9 protein-coding genes and 1 riboswitch are annotated in these 12,572 nt (G+C 71.9%); of the genes, 6 read left to right on the top strand and 3 right to left on the bottom strand.

Annotated features, from left to right (window positions below; translation table 11 throughout):
• Window position 1: 1 nt before the first annotated feature.
• Window positions 2–172, bottom strand: a riboswitch (cyclic di-AMP (ydaO/yuaA leader).
• 202 nt (window positions 173–374) lie between these two features.
• Window positions 375–1,763 carry a M16 family metallopeptidase gene (locus tag ACZ6BB_RS00425; protein WP_471613115.1) on the bottom strand — a complete coding sequence of 463 codons (1,389 nt, stop codon included), beginning with the start codon at window positions 1,761–1,763 and terminating at the stop codon, window positions 375–377.
• Window positions 1,760–3,091, bottom strand: a complete 1,332-nt coding sequence (locus ACZ6BB_RS00420; protein ID WP_471613114.1) for a M16 family metallopeptidase — start codon at window positions 3,089–3,091, stop codon at window positions 1,760–1,762. Before ACZ6BB_RS00420 ends, ACZ6BB_RS00425 begins: the two co-directional genes overlap by 4 nt.
• Window positions 3,092–3,532: 441 nt before the next feature.
• Here ACZ6BB_RS00420 and ACZ6BB_RS00415 point away from each other — a divergent pair, with 441 nt between their 5' ends.
• Window positions 3,533–5,989, top strand: coding sequence for a DNA gyrase/topoisomerase IV subunit A (locus ACZ6BB_RS00415; protein WP_471613113.1), 2,457 nt, complete (start codon window positions 3,533–3,535; stop codon window positions 5,987–5,989).
• Window positions 5,990–5,999: 10 nt separating this feature from the next.
• On the opposite strand, the gene ACZ6BB_RS00410 is transcribed toward ACZ6BB_RS00415, so the two are convergent.
• The gene (locus ACZ6BB_RS00410; protein WP_471614084.1) at window positions 6,000–7,202 is read right to left on the bottom strand and encodes a CobW family GTP-binding protein; all 1,203 of its coding nucleotides are present in this window, start codon (window positions 7,200–7,202) and stop codon (window positions 6,000–6,002) included.
• A 598-nt stretch (window positions 7,203–7,800) separates the two neighbouring features.
• Between ACZ6BB_RS00410 and ACZ6BB_RS00405 the strand changes: the two genes are divergently transcribed.
• The 5 genes from ACZ6BB_RS00405 (at window position 7,801) to ACZ6BB_RS00385 (ending at window position 12,566) form a co-directional block, all read left to right on the top strand.
• On the top strand, window positions 7,801–8,358 hold the full coding sequence (locus tag ACZ6BB_RS00405; RefSeq protein ID WP_471613112.1) for a DUF6082 family protein: 558 nt from the start codon (window positions 7,801–7,803) through the stop codon (window positions 8,356–8,358).
• A gap of 290 nt (window positions 8,359–8,648) precedes the next feature.
• A complete protein-coding gene (locus ACZ6BB_RS00400) occupies window positions 8,649–8,885 on the top strand; it encodes a hypothetical protein (protein WP_037724008.1) in 237 nt (78 codons plus the stop codon).
• 188 nt (window positions 8,886–9,073) lie between these two features.
• Window positions 9,074–10,012 carry a sucrase ferredoxin gene (locus ACZ6BB_RS00395; protein ID WP_471613111.1) on the top strand — a complete coding sequence of 313 codons (939 nt, stop codon included), beginning with the start codon at window positions 9,074–9,076 and terminating at the stop codon, window positions 10,010–10,012.
• Between the two features lie 110 nt (window positions 10,013–10,122).
• The gene (locus ACZ6BB_RS00390; protein WP_471613110.1) at window positions 10,123–11,889 is read left to right on the top strand and encodes an ATP-binding protein; all 1,767 of its coding nucleotides are present in this window, start codon (window positions 10,123–10,125) and stop codon (window positions 11,887–11,889) included.
• A complete protein-coding gene (locus ACZ6BB_RS00385) occupies window positions 11,886–12,566 on the top strand; it encodes a response regulator (protein WP_471613109.1) in 681 nt (226 codons plus the stop codon). The genes ACZ6BB_RS00390 and ACZ6BB_RS00385 overlap by 4 nt, the downstream gene beginning before the upstream one ends.
• The last annotated feature ends 6 nt before the right edge of the window (window positions 12,567–12,572 follow it).

Raw genomic sequence — 12,572 nt, 5'->3', positions numbered from 1 at the left:
CCTTTCCTTCCTTCTCGCCTACCGGGTTAGCTGACGGGTTCGGAGCAGGAAGGTCTCCTACGGCTGCCCCCCGTTTCGCGTCGCTCGCGAAGGGCACCCGATTCACCCCAGGGACTTCGGTGGGTCCCCGGCTCCCCAGGCTCGCGCCTCGGGGACTCGGCGATGACTGTCCGGTGCCGCGGCTGCGGCGAACATCTGACGAACAGCCGGACTGACGCTAAGTGGGCCGTCTTCGAAATAACAAACGGATCACAGGATTTGTTAGCTACGCCACAGGTCAGACACGCAACCTCCGCCATCAAACGGACAAACGTGGGCCCTGGTGACTCTTCCGTCACCAGGGCCTCACTCGTGCGTGTCCTTCTGCCCGTTTCCTACTCGGCCGGTACGACGGTGACTTCGCCGATTCCGAGGGCCCTGACCGGCGCCTCGATCTGCGCGGCGTCCCCGACGAGGACGGTCACGAGGCGGTCCACCGGGAAGGCGTTCACGACGGCCGCGGTGGCCTCCACCGTGCCCGTGGCGGCGAGTTGGCGGTACAGCGTCGACTGGTAGTCGTCCGGCAGGTACTGCTCGACCTGGTCGGCCAGCGTGCCCGCCACGGCGGCGGCCGTCTCGAACTTGAGGGGGGCGACCCCGACGAGGTTCTGCACGGCGACATCGCGCTCGGCGTCGGTCAGCCCCTCGGCGGCGAGGGTCCGCAGCACCGTCCACAGGTCGTCGAGCGCCGGACCGGTGTTGGGCGTGTCGACGGAGCCGCTGATGGCCAGCATCGCCGTGCCCGAGCCGTCCGGGCCGGAGCGCAGCACCTGGCCGAACGCGCGCACGCCGTAGGTGTAGCCCTTCTCCTCCCGCAGGACGCGGTCCAGGCGGGAGGTGAGGGTGCCACCGAGGCAGTAGGTGCCGAGCACCTGGGCCGGCCACACCCGGTCGTGCCGGTCGGCGCCCACCCGGCCGATGAGCAACTGGGTCTGCACGGAGCCGGGACGGTCCACGATGATCACGCGCCCGGTGTCGTCGGCGCTCACCGCCGGTACGACGCTGGGCTTGGCCGGGGAGCCGGTCCAGGCGCCCAGGGTCTCCCCGAGCAGCGTGCCGAGGTCGACCCCGGTGAGGTCGCCGACGACCACGGCGGTGGCCGTCGCGGGGCGCACGTGCCGCTCGTAGAAGGCCCGCACGGCCGCGGAGTCGATGCCCTCCACGGTCTCCTCGGTGCCCTGGCGGGGCCGCGACATGCGTGACGTGGCCGGGAACAGCTGCCGGGAGAGCTCCTTGGCGGCCCGCCGGCCCGGGTTGGCCGTCTCGTGCGGGATCTCGTCGAGCCGGTTGGCCACCAGACGCTCGATCTCGCCGTCGTCGAACGCGGGGGCCCGCAGGGCGTCCGCGAGCAGCCCCAGGGCCTTCTCCAGCCGCGACACGGGCACTTCCAGGGACAGGCGTACGCCGGGGTGGTCGGCGTGCGAGTCGAGGGTGGCGCCGCAGCGCTCCAGCTCGGCCGCGAACTCCTCGGCCGTGTGCTTGTCGGTGCCCTCGGAGAACGCCCTGGTCATGATGGTGGCGACACCGTCGAGACCGGCCGGCTCGGCGTCCAGGGGCGCGTCGAGGACGACCTCGACGGCGACGACCTGCTGGCCGGGGCGGTGGCAGTGCAGCACGGTCAGGCCGTTGGCCAGGGTGCCGCGCTCGGGCGCCGGGAACGCCCAGGGGCGGGCGTCGCCGGCCTGGGGCTGCGGGTGGAAGTCCATGCTCGCGAGCTCGGTCACTTCGCCGACTCCTCGTTCTCGTCGGTGGTCTCGGCGGCCTCCGTCGCGGCGGCCTCCTCTTCGGCGGCCTCGTCACCGGCCACGGGCTCGTACACGAGCACCGCGCGGTTGTCGGGCCTCAGGCGGGCCTTGGCGACCTCCTGGACCTCGTCGGCCGTCACCTCCAGGACCCGGTCGACGGCGGTGAGGGCGAGCTTCGGGTCGCCGAACAGGACCGCGTAGCGGCACAGTTCGTCGGCGCGGCCCGCGACCGTGCCGAGCCGGTCCAGCCACTCGCGCTCCAACTGGGCCTGGGCGCGCTCCATCTCCTCCGCCGTGGGGCCCTCCGCGGCGAACCGGGCGAGCTCCTCGTCGACGGCCGCCTCGATGACCGGCACCTCGACGTCGCCGGAGGTCTTGACGTCCATCCACGCCATGGAGGGCGCGCCGGCCAGCCGCAGCAGGCCGAACCCGGCCGTCACGGCCGTACGGTCACGGCGCACGAGCCGGTTGTAGAGGCGGGAGGACTCGCCGCCGCCGAGAATGGTGAGGGCCAGGTCGGCCGCGTCGCACGCGCGCGTGCCGTCCTCCGGCAGCCGGTAGGCGGCCATCAACGCGCGCGCGGGCACGTTCTCCTCGACCACCTCGCGCAGCTGCTCACCCATGACGTCGGGCAGCGCGCCGTCGCGGGGCGCGGGCTTGCCGTCGTACGCGGGGATCGAGCCGAAGTACTTCTCCACCCAGGCGAGGGTCTGCTCCGGGTCGATGTCGCCGACGATCGACAGGACGGCGTTGTTGGGCGCGTAGTAGGTCCGGAAGAACTGCTGGGCGTCCTCCAGGCTCGCGGCCTCCAGGTCGTCCATCGAGCCGATCGGCGTGTGCCGGTAGGGGTGTCCCTCGGGGTAGGCCAGGCGGAAGATCTTCTCGAAGGCGGTGCCGTAGGGCACGTTGTCGTACCGCTGGCGGCGCTCGTTCTTGACGACCGCCCGCTGGTTGTCCAGGTTCTTCTGGTCGAGCGCGAGCAGCAGGCTGCCCATGCGGTCCGCCTCCAGCCACAGCGCCAGCTCCAGCTGGTGGGTGGGCATGGTCTCGAAGTAGTTGGTGCGCTCCCAGCTGGTGGTGCCGTTCAGCGAACCGCCCGCGCCCTGGACCAGCTCGAAGTGGCCGTTGTCCTTCACCTGGCCCGAGCCCTGGAACATCAGGTGCTCGAAGAGGTGGGCGAGGCCTGTACGGCCCGCGACCTCGTGGCGCGAACCGACGTCGTACCAGAGGCACACCGCGGCGACCGGGGTCAGGTGGTCCTCGGAGAGCACCACGCGCAGGCCGTTGTCCAGGCGGTGCTCCCTCACTGTCAGGCCTTCGGAGCCGGCCTCGGCTGTGGCCGTGTGACCCATGGGCGATACGTCCCTTCGATCGCTGTGCTGTGTGCGCGGGATCCGCGGTCGTGTCCGTCGTGGAAATCGTCGCGGAAACCGCTGTTTCCTGCCGGTCCCGCCACTGTATGCAAGCGCGCGGACGCCCGGAGAAGTTCCCGGGCGCCGTACGCCGAGAGCGAGACCGGGGTTGCGGCCCGCGGTCTGTGGTTAAGGTCGGCGCACGCTGTTGACGTGGCGGTCCCCCGAGGCCGTCCCCCGAGGCCGTGCCCGGCGGTCGGCGCCGGGTCGTGTCGGGGTTGTCAGTGCGGCAGTCCACAATGGTGCGCGTCAGATCCCGTTCACGTCTCGCCGAGAGTGAGCCGGAGACGTGAGCGCCCCGTAGGTGAGCGACCAGAAAAAGAGGAGCCGGCAGCGATGGCCCGCCGCAGCACGAAGACCCCGCCGCCCGACGACGCGTTCGAGGAGCGGATCCTCGACATCGACGTCGTCGACGAGATGCAGGGCTCCTTCCTGGAGTACGCGTACTCGGTCATCTACTCCCGAGCCCTGCCCGACGCCCGCGACGGCCTGAAGCCGGTGCACCGCCGGATCGTCTACCAGATGAACGAGATGGGCCTGCGCCCCGACCGCGGCTATGTGAAGTGCGCCCGCGTCGTCGGCGAGGTCATGGGTAAGTTGCACCCGCACGGCGACTCCTCGATCTACGACGCCCTGGTGCGCCTCGCCCAGCCCTTCTCCATGCGGCTCCCCCTGGTCGACGGCCACGGCAACTTCGGCTCGCTGGGCAACGACGACCCGCCGGCCGCCATGCGGTACACCGAGTGCCGTATGGCCGACGCGACCAGCCTGATGACGGAGTCGATCGAGGAGAACACGGTCGACTTCTCCCCGAACTACGACGGCCAGGAGCAGGAGCCGGTGGCCCTGCCCGCCGCCTTCCCCAACCTGCTGGTCAACGGCGCGTCCGGCATCGCCGTCGGTATGGCCACCAACATGCCGCCGCACAACCTGGGCGAGGTCATCGCGGCCGCCCGCCACCTCATCCGGTACCCGAACGCCGACCTCGACACGCTGATGAAGCACGTCCCCGGCCCCGACCTGCCCACCGGCGGCCGGATCGTCGGTCTCACCGGCATCAGGGACGCGTACGCGACGGGCCGCGGCACCTTCAAGATCCGCGCCACGGTGGCGGTGGACAACGTCACGGCCCGCCGCAAGGGCCTGATCGTCACCGAACTGCCGTTCACCGTCGGCCCGGAGAAGGTGATCGCCAAGATCAAGGACCTGGTCGGGGCGAAGAAGCTGCAGGGCATCGCCGACGTCAAGGACCTCACCGACCGCGCCCACGGCCTGCGCCTGGTCATCGAGATCAAGAACGGCTTCGTGCCGGAGGCCGTCCTGGAGCAGCTCTACAAGCTGACGCCGATGGAGGAGTCCTTCGGCATCAACAACGTGGCCCTGGTCGACGGCCAGCCCCTCACCCTGGGCCTGAAGGAGCTGCTGGAGGTCTACCTCGACCACCGCTTCGAGGTCGTCCGGCGCCGCTCGGAGTTCCGCCGCGGCAAGAGGCGCGACCGTCTGCACCTGGTCGAGGGCCTGCTCACCGCGCTGGTGGACATCGACGAGGTCATCCGGCTGATCCGCTCCAGCGACAACTCCGCCCAGGCCAAGGAGCGCCTGATCGAGCGCTTCGCCCTGTCGGACATCCAGACGCAGTACATCCTGGACACCCCGCTGCGCCGCCTCACCCGGTTCGACCGCATCGAGCTGGAGTCCGAGAAGGAGAAGCTCAACACCGAGATCGCCGAGCTGACCCGCATCCTGGAGTCGGACGCGGAGCTGCGCAAGCTGGTCTCCGGCGAACTCGCCGCCGTGGCGAAGAAGTTCGGCACCGAGCGCCGTACGGTGCTGCTGGAGTCCTCGGGCACCCAGGTGGCCGCGGTCCCGCTGCAGGTGGCGGACGACCCGTGCCGGGTGCTGCTGTCGTCGACGGGTCTGCTGGCCCGGACGGCGAGCGCCGAGCCCTTCGCGGCGGACGAGGACGGCAAGCGGACCAAGCACGACGTCATCGTCTCGGCGGTCCCGGCGACGGCCCGGGGCGAGGTGGGCGCGGTGACCTCCACCGGCCGCCTGCTGCGCCTGAACGTGGTCGATCTGCCGCAGCTGCCGGACACCTCGGCGGCCCCCAACCTGTCGGGCGGCGCCCCGCTCGCGGAGTTCCTCACCCTCCAGGACGGCGAGACGGTCATCTGTCTGATGACGCTCGACGAGTCCTCGCCCGGGCTGGCCATCGGCACCGAGCAGGGTGTCGTCAAGCGCGTGGTCCCCGACTACCCGTCCAACAAGGAGGAACTGGAGGTCATCACGCTCAGGGAGGGCGACCGGATCGTCGGTGCCGTCGAGCTGCGCACGGGCGAGGAGGACCTGATCTTCATCACGGACGACGCCCAACTGCTGCGCTACCAGGCCGCACAGGTCCGCCCGCAGGGCCGCCCGGCCGGCGGTATGGCCGGCATCAAGCTCACCGAGGGGGCGAAGGTCATCTCCTTCACCGCCGTCGACCCGGCCGTCGACGCGGTCGTCTTCACGGTGGCGGGCTCCCGCGGCACCCTCGACGACTCCGTCCAGACCACCGCCAAGCTCACCCCGTTCGACCAGTACCCCCGTAAGGGCCGCGCCACGGGCGGCGTCCGCTGCCAGCGGTTCCTCAAGGGCGAGGACTGCCTCTCGGTCGCCTGGGCGGGACCGGCCCCGGCCCGCGCCGCGCAGAAGAACGGCACCCCGGCCGACCTCCCGGAGATGGACCCGCGCCGCGACGGCTCGGGCGTGTCCCTGGGCAAGACGGTGGCGTCGGTGGCGGGGCCGGTGTGAGCGCAGTGCCTCACAGATTGTCGTAGGGGGTCTCGGGGTCTTCGGCCTCGGGCTCCTGGACGTAGCGCAGGACGCCCCACATGCCGTGCTCGTCGGCGTGCGGGGCGGCGTCGTCCCTCCTGCACGCCTCCAACTCCTTGCGCAGGGCGGGGGCGTCGATGCCGGCGCCGATGAGCACGAGTTGCGTGAGCCGGTGGCTTTCACCGGGTCCGCCGTCGCCGAGTCGGCCGTCGCCGAGTCCGCTGTCGCCGGCGGCCCAGGGCTCGGGGTAGAACCGCAGGAACCGCCCGACGGCATGCACGCCGTAGCGATTGCGCGGGTCGTACGGGCCGAAGTCGACGTACCCCTTGATCCGGTAGAGCCCTTCGGCACGCCCGTCCAGGAACTCCATGAGCCGGCGGGGGTCGAGCGGCACGTCGGAGACGAAGGAGAGGCTGTCGTAGCCGGTGTGCAGATGCCCGGCGTGCCCGCCCTGGTCGTCGTGCCCGTCGTACCCGTCGTACCCGTCGTGGTCGTCGTGGTCGTCGTGGTCGTGCCGGTACAGGTCGTCGAAGGAGAGCTGGCCGAGGCGCTCCTCGGAGGGCCGGCAGTCGAAGAGGAACTCGGGGTCGACGCGCCCGTAGGTGGCGGGCACCACGGCGGCGCGGTCGGCGAGGGAGCGGACGAGCGAGAGGATCCGCTCCCCGTCCTCGGCCCGGTCGAGCTTGTTCACGACGACCAGGTCGGCGAGGGCGAGGTGCCGGTCGATCTCGGGATGCCGCTGCCGGGTCTCCAAGAACTCGGCCGCGTCCACGACTTCGACGAGCCCGCCGTACACCACCCGGCGGTTCTCGCTGGCGAGCACCATCCGCACCAGTTCCTGCGGCTCGGCGAGCCCGCTCGCCTCGATGACGATGACATCGATCCCGGCGGCGGGTGCGGCCAGCCGTTCCAGGTACTCATCCAGTTCACCGACGTCGACGGCACAGCACAGACATCCGTTGCCCAGCGACACGGTGGAGTCCCCGAGCGCGCCGGCCACCGCCATGGCATCGATCTCGATCGCCCCGAAGTCGTTGACGACGGCGCCGATACGGCTGCCGCCGCTGCGGTGGAGGAGGTGGTTGAGCAGCGTGGTCTTCCCGGAGCCGAGGAACCCGGCGAGGACGACGACGGGGATCTGCGGCGGACTCTGCGAGGTGTCCGAGCCGTCCGAGCCCTCCCAGCGATCCAGGCCCCGCGAGTCCTGCGGACTCGCTCCCTGCTCCGGGCTCGGGTTCGGCACCGGCACCGGCACCGGCACCGGCCCGATGGCCGGGTCGGGCCCGAGTGCTGGCACCGGCTCGGGCTCGATGGCCGGCTCAGGCCCGAGTCCCGGTTCAGCCTGGAATGCCAGCTCAGGACGCGTTCCGGGATCCGGCTCCGGTCGCGTGTGCGACCCCTGGCTCGACGACTGACTCAACGCGCGCCCTCTCTCCCGTCGTTGCGTGCGGCGGCTCGCGGCCGACCACCGTACGCGGCCGGCTCATGGACCGGCTCCCACCGGAACGGCCCAGCTCCCGTGCCTCCTTGCAGACCGCCCCAGGATACGAGTGGGGGGCCGAACGCCCCGTGGAGTGCGCGCTTGTCAGCGGCGCCCGAGGGGCACACGTTGGGCATGGCGCCGGCCCGCGCGACCCGCACATCCCTCCGTGCGCCTCCTCTCCGCCTCCCAGTCGACCACTGCCGCTCGGCGACACTGGGAGACGGCAAGCGCCGCCCGTCGCTCGCCGGTCCCATCCCGTCGCCCCGCACCGACGACCGGCGGACGGCCGCCTGAACCGGGGGTTGACATGACCACACAGAACCTTGGGGCGCGGGGACTCGGCCCCGCCGCAGCAGCGGGCCTCGCCTTCGCGGTGGGAGCACTCGGCGCGGTCGCCGTGGAGCGGCGCGTCCGCGCCGTGCTTCGACGCCTGGACCGGCTGGAACGGCTGGAACAGGAGGCCCAGCGGCACGCCGCCCTGATCGCCTACCAGCGGCACAACGTCGACCTGGTCATGAAGGCGGCGGCGGACCCGACGCTGCTGCCCGTCCTGAACGCCTACGAGGAGGAACTGTCCACCGACAGACAACGGCAGTACCTCTTCGCCAACCTCCTCTACACCCACGTCCTCCAGGGCTACCGGGTGGGTGTCTTCAGCCGGGCGGAGCTGTACGGCCATCTGCGCGGCATCTTTCAGAGCGCCCTGATGCGCGACTACTGGGCCGCCACGCGTCATCACCGGTCGAGCCTGAAGGAGGGTTCGGAGGAGTCGGAGATCGGCCGGATGGTCGACGCCCTGATCAGCGACCTGGAGGAGGCGAACACGGACGAGTGGTGGGTCGTGGGCGAGCCGCCCGCGGAATAAGCCTCTCGTGCCCTGGACGCTCACCTCCAAGGCCCGCATCCCCCGCACTCCCCATCCCCGCGTCCCCGCATCCCCGCATCCCCGCATCCCCGCATCCCCGCATCCCCGCATCCCCCGCGACGCTCGCGCCCGTGTCGGTCACCCCCACGGCGCTCGCTCCACACAGCGCGACCCCCACCTCAGCCTTCACTCCCGCCCCCTGGGACGCGGGCGCATCAACCGGCCTCATAGAGCTAAGTTTGGCCCGCTCAACATCGCTGTCACTACTCATGACCCAAGGATCGAACCCGTTGAAAATCGTGCGCCGCATCGGTGCGTCCCCTCGGGAGAGGGGCAGTGCCGCGGGGCAGACATGCCCAGACATCTTCGAACTGCAGGATGGCAACTTCGCAGTGATCGGGACCGACCGGACAGAGAAACTCGACCCCGAGCTTCCTGCCGACGCCTCGCGCGCTGACTACGAGAGGATCGTGGTCATCAGCCGCGACACTCTCATCCGGGCAAAGTCGGACATCCCCGACGCCTGATCCTGAAACGGGGGCTCGCCTGCACTACAGCGCGGGCCCCTCGCGCCGCCGTTCCTGTCGCACAGCCCTTGCAGCACGTCCGCGGCCCGCCCGCGACACCTCCCGCAGCACGCCCGCGGCACCCCCGTCGGCACTCCTTCGGCCCGTCCGGACGTCACGCGGCCGCAAGTCAGGTTAGGCTCACCTCTGTGAGTACGTGCACATCCGCGTCCCGACTCCTCGGCGAGCCTCTCGCCGGGACCGCCGCCACGGCGAGGACATGGCTGCTGCTGGAACAGCCCGGCCCCTGGGGCGTCGATGCGCTCACCTCCAGCCACCTGGACCCCGTGCTCGGCCGCGCCCTCGAAGCCGCGGCGAAGGGCACCGGCGTACGCGTGGCGCTCATCCGGCGCCCCGGCCGCCACGCCGACCGCCGTGAGGTCCGCGAGCGCCGTGTGTACGTGGCCCACACCGTCCCCGGCAACGTCTGGCTGCACACCGCCACGACGTCCGACCCCCGTGAGCTGCTCGGCCTCGATCTCGCCGCCCTCGGCCGAGGTGACCACCGGACCTTCGGGACGGTCCTGCGGGGCCGGCCGCACACCGGCGACCCGCTCGCGCTCGTCTGCACCAACGGCAAGCGCGACCGCTGCTGCGCCCTCCTCGGCCGACCGCTCGCCGCCGAACTGGCCGCCTCGGGGGTCGAGGGCACCTGGGAGGTCACCCATCTGGGTGGTCACCGCTTCTCCCCCACCGTGCTCGTGCTCCCGTTCGGATACGTGTACGGCCGCGCGGAGGCCCACCACGTCAAGGAGGTCCTCCAGGGCGTACGGGACGGTCGTGTCGTCACCGAGGGATGCCGTGGCAGCTCCGCCTGGGAGCGCCCCGGGCAGGCGGCCGAACTGGCGGTGCGCACCGAGACCGGCGAGGACGCGGCCGACGCGCTCACCGTCCTCCGCACGGACGGCACGGCACCCCAGTGGGACGTGACCGTCTCCCACACCGACGGCCGCCGCTGGACCGTCGCCGTCTCCCAGGGCCCCGCCCAGCCGCCCCGCCCGGAGAGCTGCGGCTCCCCCCTGGGCTCCCCGGCCAGGATGGACGTCCTGGCCGTACGAGAACTGTCACCCGCGGCGGTCGGGCACTAAGCGGGTCCGCCCCCGGTGCCCGCCGTGGCCGCCGTACGAACGCCCCCGTACTGAGATCCGCGCCACACCCCACTACGACCGGCCCAGTCCGTCCACGTACGGTCATGGGTATGAGTCCCGCTCCCCTCGCGCGCCGCCTGCGGCTCGGTATGCCGCGGCGGGTGTTCTCGCAGGTCCTGCTGATGCAGGTGGCGATCGCCGCCGGTGTCGCCGTCCTCGCGACCGGGCTGTTCCTCGCGCCGCTCAGCCAGCAGCTGGACGACCAGGCGATGCGCCGTGCCCTAGCGATCGCGCAGACCACGGCGGCCCAGCCGCAGATAGCGCGGGACCTGGTGTCGACGCGGCCGTCCGTGACCGGCCCCGTGCAGGTCGAGGCCGAGCGGATCAGGAAGGCCAGCGGAGCCGAGTACGTGGTCGTGCTGGACGGGCGCGGCGTGCGCTGGTCGCACCCCGACCCGACGGAGATCGGCGGGCTCGTCTCGACCGACCCGCGCCGCGCCCTGGCCGGCAAAGAGGTCATGGAGATCGACTCGGGAACCCTGGGCCGCTCCGCCCGGGGCAAGGTGCCGCTGCGGGACGCCGACGGAAGGATCGTGGGCGCCGTCTCGGTCGGCATCGAGTACGACAGCGTGCGCGCCCGGCTGATCCACGCGATCCCCGGCCTCCTGGCGTACGCCGGCGGGGCCATGGCGGTCGGGGCGCTGGCCGCGTATCTGATCTCCCGGCGGGTCCACCGTCAGACCCGTGACCTGGCCTTCTCCGATATCGCGGGGCTGCTGGCGGAGCGCGAGGCGATGCTGCACGGCATCCGGGAGGGCGTGGTCGCGCTGGACCGCGCCGGGCGCGTACGCCTCTTGAACGACGAGGCGCGTCGGCTGCTAGGGATAGGCGACGAGGCGGTCGGCAGCTCCCTCGACGACGCGCTCGGCCCAGGCCGTACGACGGACGTGCTGGCGGGGCGGGTCACGGGCACCGATCTGCTGACCGTGCGCGGCCAGCGCGTGCTGGTCGCCAACCGTATGCCCACCGACGACGGGGGCGCCGTCGCCACCCTGCGCGACCGCACCGAGCTGGAGCAGCTGGGGCGTGAACTGGACTCCACGCGCGGCCTCACGGACGCCCTGCGCGCCCAGGACCACGAGCACGCCAACCGGATGCACACCCTCCTCGGCCTGCTCGAACTGGAGATGTACGACGAGGCGGTCGAGTTCGTCGGCGAGGTCGTCGGCGAGCACCGGGCCACCGCCGAACAGGTCACCGAGAAGATCCACGACCCGCTGCTCGCCGCGGTGCTGGTGGGCAAGGCCACCGTCGCCGCCGAGCGCGGGGTGGCCCTGTCGATCGCGGACGGCACGATGCTGCCGGACCGGCTGATCGACCCGCGAGGGCTCGTCACCGTCGTCGGCAACCTGGTCGACAACGCCCTGGACGCCGTCGCGGGCACGCCGCACGCGCGCGTGGAGGTCGATCTGCGTACCGAGGGGCGCACGGCGGTCCTCCGGGTCCGCGACACGGGCCCCGGAGTCCCTCCCGACAAAAGGGAGTTGATCTTCACCGAGGGCTGGTCCACCAAGACTCCGCCCGCCCATCGCGAACGGGGCATCGGGCTCTCCCTGGTGCGCCGGCTCGCCGAGCGGCAGGGGGGCAGCGCCCGGGTCACGGAGGCGGCGGGCGGCGGCGCGGAGTTCACCGTCGTCCTGCCCGACGCGCTCGCGGAGCACGGCCTGGTGACATCGGTGCCCTCCGCGGCACCCGCCCCTGCGGCACCCGAGGACGGACCGGCGCGGCAGGACGAGCCGAGCGCCGGCCACGACGGGCGGCCGGGCCCCGCGCGGGAGCCCGAAGCCGCCGGTACAGCCGACAAGGAGCCGCGATGATCGAGGTCCTGATCGTGGACGACGACACCAGGGTCGCCCGCGTCAACGCCGCCTACGTGGAGAAGGTCGCAGGTTTCCACGTCGCCGGTGTGGCCCACAGCGCGGCCGAGGCGCTGCATCGCCTGGAGGCGCTGCCGCACGTCGACCTGGTCCTGCTGGACCACTATCTGCCGGACGACACGGGGCTCGTGGTGGTCCAGGAGATGCGGCGCCGGGGCCACCAGTGCGACGTGATCATGGTGACGGCGGCCCGCGACGTCTCGACCGTCCAGGCCGCGATGCGCCAGGGCGCGCTCCAGTACCTGGTCAAGCCGTTCGCGTTCGCCGGGCTGCGGGCCAAGCTGGAGGCGTACGCGCAGCTGCGGCGCACCCTGGACGGCGGCGGAGAGGCCGAACAGGCGGAGGTGGACCGGATCTTCGGCGCGCTCTCGGCGGGAGGCGAGCCGGACCTGCCCAAGGGCCACTCGGCCACCACCACCGAGCTGGTGCGCCGCGCCCTGATGACCGCCGAGGGGCCGCTGTCGGCCCAGGAGATCGCCGAGCGGACCGGACTGAGCCGGCAGACCGCCCAGCGCTATCTCAAGCTCCTGGAACGCACGGGACGGGCCCGGCTGACCCTCAAGTACGGCGACGCCGGCCGGCCGGAGCACCGTTACGAGTGGGCGACCCGCCCCTGAGAACCC

This window comes from Streptomyces sp. NPDC041108 (assembly GCF_055592645.1).
Note: the sequence above shows the minus strand (reverse complement) of the source record. Positions and strands in the feature narration are given on the sequence as shown.